This is a genomic window from Roseibium sp. (genome assembly GCF_039982295.1).
Lineage (GTDB): Bacteria > Pseudomonadota > Alphaproteobacteria > Rhizobiales > Stappiaceae > Roseibium.
On the sequence record NZ_JBDWYP010000082.1, the window covers coordinates 75,505 to 92,033 of the forward strand.

Genomic DNA, 16,529 nt, shown 5'->3' on the forward strand with positions numbered 1-16,529 from the left:
GTCTCTCGTTAACGTGCTTAGCGGATTGAGCCTGCAAGGCCAACAGCCCTCAGCCTTATTCTTTGCCTCGCCAGAGCTGTGGCTGTGGCAAGGGCACAGAGAGATCCAATCCGTGCGTCAAAGTCAATTTTGTTCCCGGCAATTGACGAAATTGGGCTTTTGACGTATCCACTAACTGGATCTGTGGTGATTTGGGCCGGCCGGCTTGCAGCCACATTAAACAAGTAGCTAAAACGGTCGGGTTGCAGAACCCCGGCCCGAGGCCGGGTTTTTTGCTTTTTGGAGTAACTTTCGATGACAAACCACGAAACCAAGACCAGCCGCCCATTGCGGCCTGCGACGCAGCTCGTCCACGGCGGCACGACGCGCTCACAACACGGCGAGACGTCGGAAGCCTTGTTCCTGACGCAAGGTTTTGTCTATGAAACCGCTGAAGCAGCTGAAGCCCGTTTCAATGGTGAAGATCCCGGTTTCGTCTACTCCCGCTACGCCAATCCGACCGTCGCGATGTTCGAAGACCGCATGAAGATGCTTGAAGGCGCTGAGGCGGCGCGTGCCACGGCCTCAGGTATGGCGGCTGTAAACCTGGCCTTGATGGCTTCCGTAAAGGCCGGTGACCATGTGGTAGCTGCCAAGGCGTTATTTGGCTCTTGCCGCTATATTGTCGAAACCCTGCTGCCTCGTTTCGGCGTTGAATCAACCTTGGTCGACGGCACAGACCTGGATCAGTGGAAGGCGGCAGTAAAGCCGAACACCGCTGCGCTCTTTCTGGAAAGCCCGACCAACCCCACGCTCGAAGTCATCGATATCGCCGCCGTTGCCGAAATCGCACATTCGGTTGGGGCGAGGCTGATCGTCGACAATGTCTTTGCAACTCCCCTGTTTCAGTCTCCTCTCAAGCTGGGTGCAGATGTCGTGGTCTATTCGGCCACCAAGCACATAGACGGCCAAGGGCGCTGTCTTGGCGGTGTCGTTCTCTCCGATGAAGAATGGATCCTTGACGAGGTCATGCCCTTCGTCAAACACACCGGCCCGCATATGAGTCCCTTCAACGCCTGGGTGCTTCTGAAGGGGCTTGAAACCCTGCCCCTGCGCATCGAACGCCAATCATCGAGCGCTGGCAAGATTGCGGACTTCCTGGCGCGTCAGTCGTCTGTAAGCCGATTGATTTACCCGGGCCGCGACGACCACCCGCAGGCGGCAGTCGTCAAGAAACAAATGACAGGCGGCTCCACAATGCTTGCCTTCGAGATCGAAGGTGGCAAGGAGGCGGCCTTCCGGTTCACCAACGCACTGGAGGTCGTCAAGCTCTCCAACAATCTGGGCGATGCCAAGAGCCTGATCACCCACCCGGCGACGACCACACACCAGTCTCTCGGCGAGGAAGCCAGGGCAGAGCTCGACATCTCAGACGGGCTGCTGCGACTATCCATCGGCCTCGAAGACCCTCTGGACCTGATCGAGGACATTGAGGCAGCGCTTCAGGCTATTTCCTGATCAAGAAAGTGACAGATATCCGGCGGCTCCAAGCAAGGCAGAGCCGCCGGTCCGGTTCAGGGCTGTTGGGTGCCGGTCCAGAAACCGCAGAAATTTTCGGGCTGTCAGCGCGTAGAGCATCACCCAACTGAAGTCGAGGACAGCCATGGTCGGGCACATGGCAAAAAGTTGCGACCATGCTGGCACCGCCGGATCCAGAAACTGCGGAAAAAACGCGCTGAAGAACACAAGCGCTTTGGGATTGCCCAGCGCTACAAAAAATCCACTCGAAAACAGACGCAAGCAACCGCCCTCGTCCACCACATCCATGGACATATCGGCGGTCGGGCGCGCGCGCAGCATTTTCAAGCTCATATAGACAAGTGCTGCGACCCCAAACCACTTGATCACCTGAAAGGCCGCCGGCGAAGTCGCGATGACGACACCAAGGCCAAGTGCAACAATCATCATCTGCAGCATGTTCGCCGAAATGTCGCCAAGGGCAGTGAAGATAGTCCTGCGGGCTCCAAATTTGAGTGCGTGAACGACACCAAGCAAAATACTTGGCCCGGGTGTCATCGTCAGGATCAAGGAAGCTGCGGCAAAGGCCAGCCAGGTTTCGAAACTCATTTTATTCATCCGGAAACATCATTTGAGAGGTCTCCGGTCTAGGATTTTCGGCAGCCATAAACTAATAACTTCAGGTTATGGAGAACAAATATCTCATTCCCGATACCCCGGAGCGCGAAATACCCATTTCGGTCGCGCGCGGACTTGTCCTGATTCAGGAACACGGCAGCGTTTCTGCAGCCGCACGCGAGTTGGCAATTAGCCAACCCGCGTTGAGCAAAGGCATTGCCCAACTTGAAAAACGCCTGAACTTAACGCTGCTTCGCCGCGGCACCCGCCCGCTGGAACTCACCGAGGAAGGTTCGGCGGTTGCGCTTTACGCCTTGAAAAGGGCTCAACTTCTAGGGTCCACCCTGCATAACCTGGAGGAAAGTCGTCGCAACAGAGCTGGCGTCGTACGTGTCGGCTCATCGGGCGCGTCTGCAACGACCCATATCCTGCCACAAACGCTGCGGCGATTTCGGCAGGCATATCCGGACATAGGTGTCGAGATACTGGAGTACACAGATCAGGCGCTGCTTTCTGCCTTGAGAGACGGCCTCGTTGATTGTGGCGTCATGTCGAACCCTGGAGAGAGGGATCTTGAAGTGCTTTCAATCGCCTCAGATCAGCTCGTTGCACTTTTACCGGAGCATTCAGACCTCATAAAGTCGGGCGCCGCCACAGCAAAAGCACTTGGCAAGGAGCCATTTATTTTCACCAAAGGCGGCAGCGGCCCCTTGGTGGAAACCTGGTTCTCGAACGCCGGCGTCCGTCCCAATATCGTCCATTCGATCCTTCAGGTTACCTCGATTGCCTCTTGTGTCCGGGCGGGTCTGGGCAATTCGATCATCGCTCAGCTTGCCGTGCCGGAGAACTTTGGGGGCCTCAAGGTCGTCCCTCTTTCGCCAGCTGTTCGGCGCGATATCGTCTATGCACGCGAGCTTAACGGATTCCGTTCGCGAGCAGCGGAGGTGTTCTGGCGTTTCTGTGAGATGTCGGCTGAGAGCGCCAATCCTTCGGGCGCCTAGTCAGGGCTCTCGCCCAGGGTCCGCACTGCGATGATCACGCGGGCGCCCGCCGACAGCACACAGAGCGTCGCGAAGCTGTAAGCAAGAACCGGGAATCCCGCTGGCCATAGGCACATCAAACAGAAAAGGGCGATCGTCTCTCCGCCTTCCGCCAGTCCACCAAGATAATAGAGAGATTTGGATCCCTGCTTGTCCGTTTCAAGACCCTGCTTTTCTGCCATGATTGCATAAGCAAGAAAGGCCGATCCATTGGCATAGAAGCTGAACAGAAGCGCTGCCGCCGGCAAGGCATTTTGTCCCGGGTCAGCAAAGGCAAAGGCGAGTGGCACGCCACCGTAAAAGAAGAAGTCAAAGACGATATCCAGATAGCCGCCAAGATCCGTCTTGCCGTTGACCCGAGCAACGGCGCCATCCAGCCCATCACACAATCTGTTTAGCAGTACGAAGAGCAAGCCAAACAGAGGAGCGGCCCATGCGATCGCACCTGCTGCGGCTATCGCAAAGCCGAATCCAATCATAGTGATCTGGTTAGCCGTCCAGCCGGAACGCGACAGACGCACCCCCACCATTTCCAAGGGCGGATCAATCAGAGTGCGGAGTCGAGCGTCGAACATTACGTTATTGTTCCTACTGAAACGCATTGAGCTTCAGCCCTAAATGCTGAATCCGAGACGCCACTGCAAGCTGATCCCTTTCACGGATGCGTCAACCACTCTATAACCTGCGAAAATTATGCGCCGTCGAACACGGTACAAAACAGGTGATCAGAGTTGTCAGACATGTATAGAGCCACCACCAACGGTATCGAGGTTGCGGTAGAGCCATTCTATCTGGATGATGAATCTGACCCAGAAAAGAGCCACTTTGTCTGGGCCTACATGGTCGAGATCCGCAACGACACGAATGCTCCTGTGCAATTGCGCACACGCTACTGGAAAATCATGGATGCGATTGGACGCGTGGAGGAAGTCAGAGGCGCCGGAGTCATTGGCGAAGAGCCCTGGATCGAACCGGGAGAAACCTTCGAATATTCCTCCGGCTGCCCGCTGAAGACCAAGTCTGGCATCATGCAGGGAAGTTACGGCATGGTGCGCGAGGACGGCAGCATGTTCGATGCCGCGATCCCTGCCTTTTCCCTGGACCTGCCGGATGAAATCAGAAGCCTGAACTAGAGGATTCAGGCTTTCTTGAAGCGGGCAATTGCACCGCGCTCAATGGCAGCCGTGGTCAGCTTGTCGAGATTGAAACGATCGCGCAGGAGCTGAAGAATACGCAATTCTTCTTTCGAAACGCCAAGGTCGGCGGCTGCGACTTCGACGGCCAGCGCATATCCGGTGTCAAAGAGGTGCACCGGAAGGGTATCTGCGATCAGATCGAGAACTTCGGCGAGTCCATTTTCAGCCTGCAAACGCTCACCACAGCGCTGAGCGGCCGGCAAAACATTCGCGGCATCATAGTCCGCGAATACAGGAAGCGTTTTGGCGACCTCACCCATCGTTGAGAGTTCGCTGTCCGTCATGGAACTGTCGGCCGCGGACATGATAACCATGACGTAGACGAGGGCTTCCTGAATGCTGATCGTATCGTTCATCGTATGAATTAGCCTTTCCTGCGACTATTTTCCGGGTAATCGCTACCACACAGCGAGAGGTAGCCCTTTGTACCTTTACCTTCAAGGCACAAAGGGAGATATCGACATTGACGGAAGCTCGCGGCTTTTCTAGTGTCGCGGCGCTTCCTGCAGGTCGAAATTGAACTTGCGCTTCAGAAGCTTTCGAATTTCCAAACAAGCAGAACGAACCTCAAATCATGACAGACCGATCCCTGCCACCGCTTGACCTTTCGCCAGAACTTGTCGCAGCGGCCCAGACTTCCAAAGCCTGGCCCTTCGAAGAGGCGCGAAAGCTGGTCAAACGGATCGAGAAACGGGATCCGTCACGTCCGGTTCTTTTCGAAACCGGTTACGGCCCGTCAGGCCTGCCGCATATCGGCACCTTCGGCGAGGTTGCCCGCACCACCATGGTTCGTACGGCGTTCCGTCTTCTGACCGAAGACAAGATCCCAACACGGCTCTTGTGCTTTTCCGATGACATGGACGGCATGCGCAAAGTGCCAGACAATGTACCGGACAAGTCGGCCCTGGAGCCCTACCTGCAAAAGCCCTTGAGTGTCGTGCCGAACCCCTTCGGCGGCGAACACAAGAGCTTTGGCGATCACAACAACGCCATGCTGCGTCGTTTCCTGGACACCTTTGGTTTCGACTATGAGTTTGCCAGCGCGGCCGAATACTACAAGTCCGGCAAGTTCGACGAGATCCTGCTGACGGCAGCAGCCAGGTACCGCAAGCTTATGGATGTTATGCTGCCGACGCTCGGCGAAGAACGTCAGGCGACCTACAGCCCGTTCCTGCCTATTTCACCGACCTCCGGACGCGTGCTCTACGTGCCGATGAAGGACGTGAACGGCAAGGACGGCACGATCACCTTCGAAGACGAGGACGGAACCGATGTGACCGTTTCCGTCACGGGCGGAAATGTGAAGCTGCAGTGGAAGCCGGACTTCGGCGCCCGCTGGGCAGCACTCGGCGTCGACTTCGAGATGTTCGGCAAGGACCACGGCCCGAACATGGCTCTCTACGACAAGATCTGTAAGGTTCTTGGCGGCGAAGCCCCGGATCATTTCGTCTACGAGCTGTTCCTGGCTGATGATGGCGCGAAAATCTCCAAGTCCAAGGGCAATGGCCTCACCATCGACGAGTGGCTGACCTACGCACCGACAGAGAGCCTCTCGCTCTACATGTTCCAGAAGCCGAAGACCGCGAAGAAGCTCTACTTCGACGTGATCCCGAAGGCGGTGGACGAGTACTTCACCTTCGCGCAGAAATATGACGCGATGCCGGTGGAGCAGAAGCTGCAAAACCCGGCCTGGCATATTCACTCCAGCAAGGTGCCGGAGATCGATCTGCCGGTTCCCTTCGCGATGCTACTCAACCTGGTGTCCGCCTCCAACGCGGAAAACAAAGACGTGCTGTGGGCCTTCATCACCCGTTACGCTCCGGGCGTGACGGCAGAGACCCACCCGCACCTCGATGCACTGGTCGGCTACGCAATCCGCTACTTCGACGACTTCGTGAAGCCGAACAAGTCGTTCAAGACGCCGGATGACGTGGAACGCGAGGCACTGCAGAAAGTCGATGCCTCTCTTGCCGCCCTGCCCGCAGATGCGGACGGCGCAGTCATTCAGGACGCAATCCTCGATGTTGCCCGCAAGATCGAGCGGTATCAGGATCCGAAGAAGAAGAGCCCGGACGGCGGTCCCGGCGTTTCCGTGGTCTGGTTCCAGGCGCTCTACCAGGTACTGCTCGGTCAGGAACGCGGCCCGCGCTTCGGCTCCTTCGTCGCCCTTTACGGCATCGACGAGACCCGCGCACTGATCGCCAAGGCTCTGGCGGGCGACCTAAGCGTCTGACAGCGGTTCACATCAATCGAATCCTGAAGAGAGCGGTGTCAGGCACCGCTCTTTTTTATTTCAGAAACAGTATCAACGCGGAAAGCGCTTCTGGCTCTCGCGGTAATGCGCCATTTCCTTCTTGAGCTTCTCGATCTGCTGCAGGATCCGCTCCGTTTCTCGGCGGATCAATAGCCGTTCCGCCTCAGCCTCAACGGCCATTTCCTCGCTCACCAGTTCGCTTTCCAGCCTCATGAGGCGCATTTCCGACAGGTCCTCCTCAATTGCCTCCTGCTCGGCTTCGACTTGCCCAAGCTCTGCGAAAAACAAACCCAGCAACGAATTGACCAAGGCAACCAGAACGACCGCCCAAAACAGACAGGCCGGCAGCCAGACAAGCGGATCTTCTTCTGCCAACCGCAGCAACTCCTCAAGGGAGGAAAGCTGAGAAAGGCACAGTCTGACAAGGGTTTCCAGAGCGCGCAGGAAATTGCCGAATTCGGCCGGATGCCTGTCACCTAAAAGATCCACCGCCAGAACCGCGACGGCGCAGACGCCGGCCCCCAGAAGACTGATGGAGACAAGCTGCTCCCGCAGCAAACGGCGGCACCAGCGAAACACATCAGCCAGAAGACGCCAGCGTTTCCTGACGGCCGGCCAACCGATAATGGCCACCAGTCGGAAGACAAGAATGACTGGCGCATTCAAGCCAAACGCAACAACGACAATGGTCAGATGATAAAGGTTCCAGTGCCAGCGAAAGAAGCGCCAGCCTTCCAGCAGAAAGCGTATCAGAAGCTCCAGAGCCATGACCGCCAGAATGCCGCCCTTCAAGAGCCGCCAGAGTTCGGCGAGCTCCCACCCGAAGGCCTTTTCACCGCGCCAGATGGAGGTCAGGACCAGGAGCGCGAGCGCCAGCAACGTGAGCCCAAATCCCAGCCGCTCCAGCCGATACCGCTCCTCCCAAGACAACCGCTGCCACCCCATCGCCTTCCCCCGCAATTCACCCCTTTGAAAGAAGACGCGCGAGAGGACTGAAAATGACGGTCGCCGAGGCGTTTTCTATTGGAAGAGCCTCTTTGCCCCCTACCGCTCCTTTTCCTGACTTCGTCTGAACTCAGCCAATTCGGCACGCAGTTCGCGGACCTCTGTCAGGATGTGCTCTGCTTCGGTGTGGATGGCCTTACGGTCTTCATCGGCAGTATGCTCGTGCTCCTCCTGCATGGCGGAGACGATGATACCAATGAACAGGTTCAACACCGTGAAGGCCGTGCACAGGATGAAAGGCACGAAGAAAAGCCAGGAGTTCGGGAAGACCTCCATCACCGGACGAACGATGCCCATGGACCAGCTTTCCAGCGTCATGATCTGGAACAGCGTGTAGATCGACCGGCCCAGATTTCCGAACCACTCCGGAAAGGCCTCGCCATAGAGCTTGGTCGCCATGACGGCAAAGACGTAGAAAACCAGCGCCATCAGAACCACGATGGAGCCCATACCGGGCAGCGCTGAAACCAGTCCGCCGATGACCCTGCGCAGCGATGGCACGACAGAGATGAGACGCAGGACACGCAGAATGCGCAAGGCACGCAGCACCGCAAATGGCCCGCTCGTCGGCACCAAGGCAATGCTGACGATGATGAAGTCGAAAAGATTCCAGGGGTCCTTGAAGAAGCGAAACCCGTTGGCCACTATCCTTAGGCTGATTTCGACGACAAAGACCATCAGGATGAAGCGGTCGAAGCCCGTCAGCAGGCCACCGAGAGCTTCAGTGGCGGCCGTTGAGGTTTCCAGACCCAGTGTGATCGCATTGATGACGATCAGCCCAACGATGGCCAGTTCCCACTCACGCGATCCCGTGAGCGCCTTCAATTCGTCGCGCATGTCGTGGTTCACCCTGTCGTTTGATAGCGGGAGCAAAATCGAGGTGAAAATGGCGTTTGATGCCCGCAAGCGCAAGGGCGGAAATGGCATTCCGACCAGCCTGGCCCAACCGACATGAGGAGAACAACGGCCGACGGAATGCCTCACCTTGACAGCACGGCTCTCTAAGGCGCACAAAACTTCTGAATGCGGGTGTAGCTCAATGGTAGAGCAGTAGCTTCCCAAGCTAACGACGAGGGTTCGATTCCCTTCACCCGCTCCACTCCGCTTTACCTATCCGCTTTTGGCACGCTTCCGGGACAACCCGTGTTCGGTCTTGTTCCACTCGAAGGGCTTGAAGGCGAACTCCCAGACGGCCCGGTAAAAGGCCAGGCTTGTGAAGAGCCAGTAGACCGGCAGCAAGGCTATGTCAGAGACGTTGGGCCGATACCCGCGGCGCCTGCCGGCGCGCAGTGTGGCAAATGCTGCACCGATGTATCCAAACGCAGCCCCGCAGGAGCATAGCGCCAGGTAGAGTTCGCCTGCGAAGCCATGGTTCGACGGCCACGGAAGCACACCCGAAACGTAGCCAAGACAAGCAAGTACCACAAACGGATGGAGCCCCATCATGACAAAGCTTCCCCCGATCATCGATGATATGGCCAGAAACCGTGTCAGGCCGATCTCCTGACAGGTGCGCCGTGGATCGCGCAGATGGACGCACAAGGTTTGCAGCCAACCCTTGTACCATCGGGATCTTTGGGACAACCAGGCGCGCCATTGCAGAGGCGCTTCCTCATAAGTCGTGCTTGGCAACACACCGCAGACGTAACCGAACCTGGCAAGGCGAATTCCCAGATCGGCATCTTCCGTAACGTTATACTTATCCCAGCCGCCGACACTATCAAGAATGGATCTGCGGAAGTGGTTGGAGGTTCCCCCGAGCGGGAACGGCCATGACAACTGGTGAAACCAGGGAATGACCTGGTCAAAAAGGCAGGCATATTCGAGTGCATACTGCCGCGAGAAAAAGCTCTCATCGAAATTGTCGATGGCAAGCCTGGCCTGAAGGCAGGCCAGTTCCTTTGGTCCGAGCGAAAAGAAAAGGGCCGCCTTCTTCAACTGATCGGGCTGGGGCTGATCCTCAGCATCGAAGATCGTGATGAACTCGCCTTGCGCAAGCTCTAGCCCATAGGCTAGGGCTCGAGGTTTTGTTCTTGGGAACCCGTCGGGCACGATCACAACATGCATGTGGGGATCGAGAAGTCCCGCGAAGGCCTCGCGTGTCTCCTTGTCCTCTTTCTCCAGCAGGAACTTTATCTCGAGCCGGGAGGTGGGATAGTCCAATCGGCGGAGCCCTTCCACAAGCTCGGGAACAATCCTGGCCTCCTTATAAAGAGGCACGAGGACGGTGTAGGCGGGCCACCGGATCAGAGGACTGGCGAGTGCGTCAGGCAACACCAGATCAAGTCTGTCATCTTCGGTCGCCCGCGTACTTTGCCAGCGGGCAAGACCGGTCACGATGCATGCCATGGAAAACAGGGACGAAAGGCCATAGAACAGAAGCGATTTGGGCATCAAAAGGCCGGCAAGAAACGCGAGAAACGCGACAGCAAATGTCACGAACTGGGCTCTTGAAAAGCGAATTTTCGCGCTGAACTCGGGAAACCTGCTTTCCAGGTCGCCTGAGGGTGCGTTCATTACCGTGCTCGCGTGACGTATCGCGCTTGGCGTCGAGATCCGGATCTGGCCGGCCAAGTCGGGAAACTTCTGCAGGTGCGCCCTGACTTGCGCAAACTGTGAATAGGCAGGTGCAATAACGTAGTGAGGGCTTGCAGCACTGACGCCGACCAGAAGAGGTCCGTTGTCGAGACTTCCAAGACCAAGCGGTATGCTGTTGACCGATTGCGGACGGAACCCCATTTCGGGAACAAACGGCACACCGCAATGCTCAGCCAGCGCGCTGTAGATCGCAGCTTCCGAAACGATGGCACGTTTGACCAAGTACTCGGCAGCGGAAATGCCGATTTTCTCTGATTCTTTCCGCGCGGTGCTTAAAGCGCTGTCTGCGATGCCCCGCTGTCGCAAGATCTCCAACTCGCCTGAATAGGACTCATGCACTACCATACCCCCCCGAGCAGCCAGAGGACCGGTGCGAGTCGTACTTCCCCTTAACCCGCAACAACCCCTGAGGGACATTTGGCCACATGAACGCTATGCGCGCAATAGTTTATGTCGTTACGGCATTTCTATCCTTAATTGCAATCATTCATCCGAGCCACGCCACGGAGCCCGGGACCGATGACCCGGTGGTGCCCAGCTTCTGGAATCCCAAAGGTGTCTATGACCGACCGAACAGCTTCCCGGAAAAGATTCAATTCCTTGCGAGCGATGACTTTCCGCCATTTGTTTTCCGCGACGCCAGTGGCCGCCTCACCGGTTTCAACGTCGACCTGTCTCGAGCGATTTGCATCGAGCTCGGAAGCTCTTGCTCTCTCCGGATCCAGGAATTTGAAGCATTGGTGCCTGCGCTGGTTGAGGAGGAAGGCGATGCCATCATTGCCGGCCTCGCGCCCTCACCCAGCCTATCAGAGCGACTGAGGTTTTCGGCGGACTACCTGAAGCTGCCCGCGCGTTTCGTAAGGCGCAAGAATGAAAATACGTCCTTCGATGAAGACGCTATGGACGGCATCAGGATCGCCGTAGAGGCCGGGTCACGCCATGAGCGCTTTGCGCTGAAATTCTGGCCCGAAGCACTGCTTCTTACCTACCCGGATCTCTCAAAGGCACGTCTGGCCGTTCAAGACGGCAGAGCGGATGCACATTTCGGCGATGGCCTGGCCCTCTCGATATGGATCAACAGCGAAGCGTCGCAAGACTGCTGCACGTTTGCCGGAGGGCCCTGGCTGGAGCCGGGGTATTTCGACGCCGGCCTATCGATTGCGTTGCGCAAGCAGGACATAGAGCGGGCGGAAGCCATTGACTATGCGCTCCGACAGCTTGCTCAAAAGGGTACGTTTCGCGAGCTTTATCTTCGTTATTTTCCCTTGAGCTTCTACTGACGCCGGGACCTCAGCGGGCGGAATGGCAGCATCAAGCTCCATGGCAGCTTGCGAGCCCCAACGGTCATGTCATCGGCAAGACCGATGGTCATACCGAGGTGCCCCTTGGCCGGCTGGTCGATATAGGTGCGAAACAATCTGTCCCAGATCGAGAGGTTGAAGCCGTAGTTGGAATCTGTCTCCACCCAGTCAGCAGAATGATGAACGCGGTGCATGTCGGGTGTTACGATGACCAGTCGAAGGATAGCATCAACCGGCTTCGGCAAGGTGACGTTGGCATGATTGAACATCGCGGCGCCATTGAGAACGACCTCAAACACAAGAACCGCCTCTGGCGGCGCGCCAAGAGCGACGATCAACAGTCCCTTCCAGACAAATGACAGTAGAATTTCAAGCGGATGGAAGCGAAGTGCCGTTGTAACGTCCACATCGCCGTCGGCGTGGTGCACCTGATGCATGCGCCAAAGAATCGGCACCTTGTGTGCCGCCCAATGCTGAAACCAGACACCGAAATCAAGAACCAGAAATGCGCCGACGCCAACAAGCAAACCTGTCCAGCCCGACGCGTTAAAAAGACCAACATCGTTTGTCTGGGCCCAGATCGCGAGGCCGACGCCGCCAATCGGGAAGATCAGCCTTACGAGCAAGGCGTCCAGAATAACGATCGACCAATTTGTCGGCCAGCGAGATAGGCGACCAACTGACAAATCCCTCCGAGGCAGCAGAAGCTCGGCGAGCGACATCACCAAGAAGATACTCGAGAACGCCAGAAGGCGGACGGTCCCTACATCCAGATCAGCCATTTCCAATTCACCTGCCCCGTTTGTGCCGCAACCATTGACCGACAGCCATTGAAGTTGAACGTGAAACATAATACGCCCGACCCGACGATACAGGTCACACTTTGTCACTTCCGACGGACCTTTAGACGAGACGGATCGCCACACCATGTCCGAAATACTCTGGACCCAGCCAGAAACGCCGCCGATTGCCACCCTGCTGCTGGCTCACGGCGCAGGCGCCGCCATGGATTCCACGTTCATGACACGGCTCGCCAACCACCTCGCAGAAGAGGGTCTGGCAGTGGCCCGTTTCGAGTTTTCCTATATGGCCGCAAGGAGGACCGGAGGCTCAAAGCGTCCACCTCCCAAGGCGGAAAAGTTGATCGGTGAATTTCAGACAGCGCTTCAAAAGGTTCTCGGCGAGGCAAAAGGACCAATCCTGATCGGCGGAAAATCCATGGGTGGCCGTGTCGCGGCCATGCTAGCAGGAGGCTCTTCCCTGCCAGCGCGCGTGCTTGGCGTCGCCTGTTTCGGCTATCCTTTTCATCCTACCGGCAAAGCGGATGCAGAATGGCGTCTTTCTCCGATCGAAGAATCAAAACGCCCTATTCAGATCCTGCAAGGCGAAAGGGATCCATTTGGCTCCAAGGCTGAAGTTGACGCGATTACATTGCCGAAGCAGGTCTCTGTCCACTTCCTCGAGGATGGAAACCACGACTTTGGCCCTCGCGGCAAGTCTCCGGCGACGCTGGATGGCAACATCACAGAAGCTGCAAAGGCCACAGCCGACTTTGCCAGAGCACTGATCCAGGGGCAGGCCGCCCTCTGAGTTTTTCAGCCCGAGGCGCGCCCACTGATCATTCCGCCGGTGCGATATCCGTCGAGGAGAAAGGAGTTGGCGGCTTCCCTTCCTGGCGCCTCAGCAGAACTAACCCGGAGAGGTCATCGCCGACTTTCAAGAGCGCCGGCACCAACATCAGCACCAGCACAGTTGCTGTCGCCAGGCCGAAGACGATGGTGATTGCCATCGGCAATAGAAACTGAGCCTGAAGGCTCGTCTCGAACATCAGCGGCAGCAATCCACCCACCGTTGTGAGGGAGGTCAGGAACACCGCGCGCAGACGGTCGCAGCTCGATCGAATGGCGGCTTCGGTGACGTCCTCACCGGTCGCCCGGCGTTCTTCAAAGCGGGCAACCAGAATGATCGAGTTGTTCACCAGGATACCCGCCAACCCGAGCAGGCCGATCAGGCTCAAGATGGTCACGCTGAAGCCCATCAGATAATGGCCCGTTATCGCGCCGACGATCCCGAAGGGAATGATCGACATGACCACGATCGGACGGGCGTAGCTTGCGAAGATCGCTGCGAGAATGATGTAAATCCCTGCAACGGCCATTGCCACACCGGTCATCAGATCTTTGAAGGCGGTCGACTGCTCCTCCGCCTTGCCGGCAAACGAATAGGTCAGCCCGTATTCATCAGCAAGCGCCGGCAAAAAGGACTTGCTGAGCTCCTGAATGATCTCGGTGTTCGACGTGATCTTGCTGTCGACGTCGGCCACGACCGTTACCACGGTCTTGGCGTCCCGCCGCAGAATCACGGAGAAGCCCTGCGCATCGGTCAGCTGGACGACTTCGGTCAGCGGAACGAATTCGCCGGCGCTCGTGCGCAACGACAGGCGCCTCAAGGTCTCGCTGCCACCGCTTTCCAGATCCTGCTTCACGCGCAGCGTGACTTCTTCGTCCCCTTCCGCAAACCGGCGTGCAATCCGCCCCTCAAAGGCATTGCGGATCTGACGGGCGGCACTTTCCACCGTGAACCCGAGCGCGCGTCCACGCGGTGTCAGTTCGATCAGGAGTTCCGGCTTGCCGTAAGGAAGATCATCGGTCACGCCACTCGTTCCCGGAAAACCGGAAAGCTCTTCCTGCAGCTCGATCGCAGCAAACTTCAGATCCTGAAGCGGCGCCCCCGTCAAGCGGATATCAAGGTCCCTCCCTGGAGGGCCACCTCTTCTCTCAGCAATGGCAATGCGCGACGCGCCGGGAATTTCGGGAACGGCGCTTCTCCAGGCCTGAACAATCTGCGGCGTTCGAATAGTTCGCTCTTCAGAAAGTGTCAGCTGGACATTGATATTGGCGACATTGTCACCACGGTTGTTCCCGCTCTGCCCCAGTGTGACATAGCTCGCAACAACCAGCTTCTCGCCAGTTTCTGCAGTGATCTTGGTTTCGGCCTGACGGAGAGCTGCCTCGATACGCGTTACGCTATCGATTGCTTCAGCCTCAGGAATACCTGCGTGGAAGAAAATCGAAGCTGTGAGATTTTCAGCTTCAGGTGAGGGAAAGAATGTGAACCCGACACGCCCGCCGCGCATCAAACCCGCCGCCATGATCAAACAAGCGATGGCCAGCGCCAGCGTGACGTAACGCCAGTTTACTGCCAGACGGACGACACCATGGAAAGGATTGTCCCGAAACCAATCGAAGCCGGCATCGAAGCTGCGCCGGAACCAACCCGGAGCCCCTTCAACGTTTTGGGCAGCTTTTCGTCTGCGCAAAATCTGCAGAAGGGATTCCACGGCAACGGCAATGGCGAAACACGCCACGATCAACAATAGCTCGAAGCCGAAACCTCCCGACAGCTCACGAAGTCCGCGCAACGGCCCGGCGATTGCGTCGAGATAAGGCGGCACGGACAGGTCAGGCCGGCTGGCGAGCCCGGAAAGAAACAACGCCGGAGCCCCGGCCAGGATGACCACGCGCCACCAGGTCCAACCTGAACGGCTGCCAAGCGCGTGCGCAAGGTGCCCGGGAAGGATGAAAAAACACTCGATCAGAGATGCGATGACAACGGATACGACAACCACCGGCAAAGTGCCCATGATCTGACCGAGTACATCGCTGATCAACAGGATCGGCAGGAAGGCAGCAACCGTCGTCGCACCAGCGGCGATGACCGGCGCCAGCATCGTGTTTGCGCCCCTGATTGCCGCCTCATCAGGCGTGTCACCAAGCGCAAGACGCGTCGCGGTATGCTCGCCGACCACAATGGCATCATCAACAATCACACCAAGCATCATGATCAAGGCAAAGAGAGAAATCATGTTGATGCTCTCGCCTGCCAGCCACATGATCCCGAGCGTCGCCATCATGGCGACTGGGATGCCCATCGCGACCCAGAGCGCAATGCGCGCGTTCAGGAACAAGAACAAGATACCAACAACCAGCACCAGGCCGCTAAGTCCGTTCTCAACAAGGAGCGATATACGGCCTTTAACCGCGTCCGCACGGACGTCGTACTTGAGGATTTCCAGAGTTGGAGGCAACTGCGGCCGGATGTCTTCCAGATACTCATCAAGAATAGCAGCGGCCTTGAGCGTGTCCGTCGCCTCGACCCTTAGAACATCGATCTCGATCGCACGTGTCCCGTTCGAAAAGCCCTGAAGAGCGCCATCCTCGAAATCCGGATAAACGCGACCTATATCGGCAATCGTCGTCTTTTCACCGGACGCAAGCGACTTTACCTCGATACGGCCGATGCTCTCGGGCGATTTGGTTTCAGCAACTGCCCGGATCTGACGCTCAACCGACCCGTCAAGACTACCGGCGGGTATGTCGACTGTATTGTCGGCAACCAGGTCCGCGACGTTTGAAACGGTCAGATCGAGACGACGCAGTTCGCGTTCCGGGATCTCGACCACATACTCGGGAGCCCGGTATCCGCCCAACTCGACCTTATCGATCCCGCGAGCAAGCAGGTCATCACGTATCTGGCGTGCAAATACCTTGAGCGCCTGCTCGGAAAAGGGGCCGCGAATGGCAAGAGTTGCCACACTGTCAGTGAAGGTGGACGCAGAGATCACAGGGGTCTCGGAATCCTCAGGCAATGTGGTAACGCCCGCGACCGCCATCTCGACATCAGAAAGCGCGGTTTGCATGTCGGAGCCTTCAACGAACTCCAACATGACAGTTCCTGCGCCCTCGCGACCGTAGGAAACGATTTCATCCACGCCGTCAATGAACCGGAGTTCGGGCTCGACCACCTCAAGGATGTTGGAGGTTACATCCTCCGCGCTGGCCCCGGACCAGCTGATTGTCACGGTCACCCGGTCGGTCTTCACGGTCGGGAAGAACTGGGTGTTAAGCTTGGAAAGGCCGAAAGCTCCAAACAACACCATGATGACCATGATCAGGTTGGCGGCATTTGGATGTCTGACAACGGTCTGGAGGAAACCGCGGGGTTCAACATGAAGCGGCAT

At 57.4% G+C, this 16,529-nt stretch carries 14 protein-coding genes, 1 tRNA gene and 1 riboswitch; of the genes, 7 read left to right on the top strand and 8 right to left on the bottom strand.

What is annotated here, in order from left to right; all coding sequences use genetic code 11:
• The first annotated feature begins 173 nt into the window (after positions 1 to 173).
• Positions 174 to 253, top strand: a riboswitch (SAM riboswitch).
• A gap of 41 nt (positions 254 to 294) precedes the next feature.
• Entirely contained in the window at positions 295 to 1,497 is a 1,203-nt protein-coding gene (locus ABJZ52_RS16315) for an O-succinylhomoserine sulfhydrylase (RefSeq protein WP_348188321.1), read from the top strand.
• Here ABJZ52_RS16315 and ABJZ52_RS16320 read toward each other — a convergent pair whose 3' ends face one another.
• Positions 1,498 to 2,106, bottom strand: coding sequence for a LysE family translocator (locus ABJZ52_RS16320; RefSeq protein ID WP_348188323.1), 609 nt, complete (start codon positions 2,104 to 2,106; stop codon positions 1,498 to 1,500).
• 77 nt (positions 2,107 to 2,183) lie between these two features.
• Here ABJZ52_RS16320 and ABJZ52_RS16325 point away from each other — a divergent pair, with 77 nt between their 5' ends.
• Positions 2,184 to 3,116, top strand: coding sequence for a LysR family transcriptional regulator (locus ABJZ52_RS16325; RefSeq protein WP_348188325.1), 933 nt, complete (start codon positions 2,184 to 2,186; stop codon positions 3,114 to 3,116).
• Here the strand turns inward: ABJZ52_RS16325 and ABJZ52_RS16330 are convergent.
• On the bottom strand, positions 3,113 to 3,730 hold the full coding sequence (locus ABJZ52_RS16330; RefSeq protein WP_348188327.1) for a CDP-alcohol phosphatidyltransferase family protein: 618 nt from the start codon (positions 3,728 to 3,730) through the stop codon (positions 3,113 to 3,115). The genes ABJZ52_RS16325 and ABJZ52_RS16330 overlap by 4 nt on opposite strands.
• 165 nt (positions 3,731 to 3,895) lie before the next feature.
• Between ABJZ52_RS16330 and apaG the strand changes: the two genes are divergently transcribed.
• Positions 3,896 to 4,288 carry a Co2+/Mg2+ efflux protein ApaG gene (gene apaG / locus ABJZ52_RS16335; RefSeq protein WP_192110306.1) on the top strand — a complete coding sequence of 131 codons (393 nt, stop codon included), beginning with the start codon at positions 3,896 to 3,898 and terminating at the stop codon, positions 4,286 to 4,288.
• Between the two features lie 5 nt (positions 4,289 to 4,293).
• On the opposite strand, the gene ABJZ52_RS16340 is transcribed toward apaG, so the two are convergent.
• The gene (locus tag ABJZ52_RS16340; RefSeq protein WP_348187694.1) at positions 4,294 to 4,707 is read right to left on the bottom strand and encodes a tellurite resistance TerB family protein; all 414 of its coding nucleotides are present in this window, start codon (positions 4,705 to 4,707) and stop codon (positions 4,294 to 4,296) included.
• A gap of 218 nt (positions 4,708 to 4,925) precedes the next feature.
• On the opposite strand from ABJZ52_RS16340, the gene ABJZ52_RS16345 reads away from it, so the two are divergent.
• Positions 4,926 to 6,584, top strand: coding sequence for a lysine--tRNA ligase (locus ABJZ52_RS16345; protein WP_348188330.1), 1,659 nt, complete (start codon positions 4,926 to 4,928; stop codon positions 6,582 to 6,584).
• 72 nt (positions 6,585 to 6,656) lie between these two features.
• Here the strand turns inward: ABJZ52_RS16345 and ABJZ52_RS16350 are convergent, their stop codons facing one another.
• The gene (locus tag ABJZ52_RS16350) at positions 6,657 to 7,550 is read right to left on the bottom strand and encodes an ion transporter (protein WP_348188332.1); all 894 of its coding nucleotides are present in this window, start codon (positions 7,548 to 7,550) and stop codon (positions 6,657 to 6,659) included.
• Positions 7,551 to 7,649: 99 nt separating this feature from the next.
• Positions 7,650 to 8,447: an ion transporter gene (locus ABJZ52_RS16355; protein ID WP_348188334.1), complete on the bottom strand. Its 798-nt coding sequence runs from the start codon at positions 8,445 to 8,447 to the stop codon at positions 7,650 to 7,652.
• Positions 8,448 to 8,635: 188 nt separating this feature from the next.
• On the opposite strand from ABJZ52_RS16355, the gene ABJZ52_RS16360 reads away from it, so the two are divergent.
• Positions 8,636 to 8,709, top strand: a tRNA-Gly gene (locus ABJZ52_RS16360).
• An 11-nt stretch (positions 8,710 to 8,720) separates the two neighbouring features.
• Here ABJZ52_RS16360 and ABJZ52_RS16365 read toward each other — a convergent pair.
• A complete protein-coding gene (locus tag ABJZ52_RS16365) occupies positions 8,721 to 10,547 on the bottom strand; it encodes a glycosyltransferase family 2 protein (RefSeq protein ID WP_348188336.1) in 1,827 nt (608 codons plus the stop codon).
• Between the two features lie 86 nt (positions 10,548 to 10,633).
• Here ABJZ52_RS16365 and ABJZ52_RS16370 point away from each other — a divergent pair, with 86 nt between their 5' ends.
• Positions 10,634 to 11,488 (top strand): transporter substrate-binding domain-containing protein, encoded by an 855-nt coding sequence (locus ABJZ52_RS16370; RefSeq protein WP_348188338.1) that lies wholly within the window; start codon positions 10,634 to 10,636, stop codon positions 11,486 to 11,488.
• On the opposite strand, the gene ABJZ52_RS16375 is transcribed toward ABJZ52_RS16370, so the two are convergent.
• Positions 11,482 to 12,291, bottom strand: a complete 810-nt coding sequence (locus ABJZ52_RS16375; protein WP_348188340.1) for a sterol desaturase family protein — start codon at positions 12,289 to 12,291, stop codon at positions 11,482 to 11,484. The two genes, ABJZ52_RS16370 and ABJZ52_RS16375, sit on opposite strands and share 7 nt — an antisense overlap.
• A 145-nt stretch (positions 12,292 to 12,436) precedes the next feature.
• Here ABJZ52_RS16375 and ABJZ52_RS16380 point away from each other — a divergent pair, with 145 nt between their 5' ends.
• A complete protein-coding gene (locus tag ABJZ52_RS16380) occupies positions 12,437 to 13,099 on the top strand; it encodes an alpha/beta family hydrolase (RefSeq protein ID WP_348188342.1) in 663 nt (220 codons plus the stop codon).
• Between the two features lie 28 nt (positions 13,100 to 13,127).
• Here ABJZ52_RS16380 and ABJZ52_RS16385 read toward each other — a convergent pair whose 3' ends face one another.
• Positions 13,128 to 16,529, bottom strand: a complete 3,402-nt coding sequence (locus ABJZ52_RS16385) for an efflux RND transporter permease subunit (RefSeq protein ID WP_348188344.1) — start codon at positions 16,527 to 16,529, stop codon at positions 13,128 to 13,130.

Excerpts from the sequence above, each read along its gene's own strand:
- ABJZ52_RS16315 (WP_348188321.1), top strand. The coding sequence starts at position 295 with ATGACAAACCACGAAACCAAGACCAGCCGCCCATTGCGGCCTGCGACG.
- ABJZ52_RS16320 (WP_348188323.1), bottom strand. The coding sequence starts at position 2,106 with ATGAGTTTCGAAACCTGGCTGGCCTTTGCCGCAGCTTCCTTGATCCTG.
- ABJZ52_RS16325 (WP_348188325.1), top strand. The coding sequence starts at position 2,184 with ATGGAGAACAAATATCTCATTCCCGATACCCCGGAGCGCGAAATACCC.
- ABJZ52_RS16330 (WP_348188327.1), bottom strand. The coding sequence starts at position 3,730 with ATGTTCGACGCTCGACTCCGCACTCTGATTGATCCGCCCTTGGAAATG.
- apaG (WP_192110306.1), top strand. The coding sequence starts at position 3,896 with ATGTATAGAGCCACCACCAACGGTATCGAGGTTGCGGTAGAGCCATTC.
- ABJZ52_RS16340 (WP_348187694.1), bottom strand. The coding sequence starts at position 4,707 with ATGAACGATACGATCAGCATTCAGGAAGCCCTCGTCTACGTCATGGTT.
- ABJZ52_RS16345 (WP_348188330.1), top strand. The coding sequence starts at position 4,926 with ATGACAGACCGATCCCTGCCACCGCTTGACCTTTCGCCAGAACTTGTC.
- ABJZ52_RS16350 (WP_348188332.1), bottom strand. The coding sequence starts at position 7,550 with ATGGGGTGGCAGCGGTTGTCTTGGGAGGAGCGGTATCGGCTGGAGCGG.
- ABJZ52_RS16355 (WP_348188334.1), bottom strand. The coding sequence starts at position 8,447 with ATGCGCGACGAATTGAAGGCGCTCACGGGATCGCGTGAGTGGGAACTG.
- ABJZ52_RS16370 (WP_348188338.1), top strand. The coding sequence starts at position 10,634 with ATGAACGCTATGCGCGCAATAGTTTATGTCGTTACGGCATTTCTATCC.
- ABJZ52_RS16375 (WP_348188340.1), bottom strand. The coding sequence starts at position 12,291 with ATGGCTGATCTGGATGTAGGGACCGTCCGCCTTCTGGCGTTCTCGAGT.
- ABJZ52_RS16380 (WP_348188342.1), top strand. The coding sequence starts at position 12,437 with ATGTCCGAAATACTCTGGACCCAGCCAGAAACGCCGCCGATTGCCACC.
- ABJZ52_RS16385 (WP_348188344.1), bottom strand. The coding sequence starts at position 16,529 with ATGCCGCTTCATGTTGAACCCCGCGGTTTCCTCCAGACCGTTGTCAGA.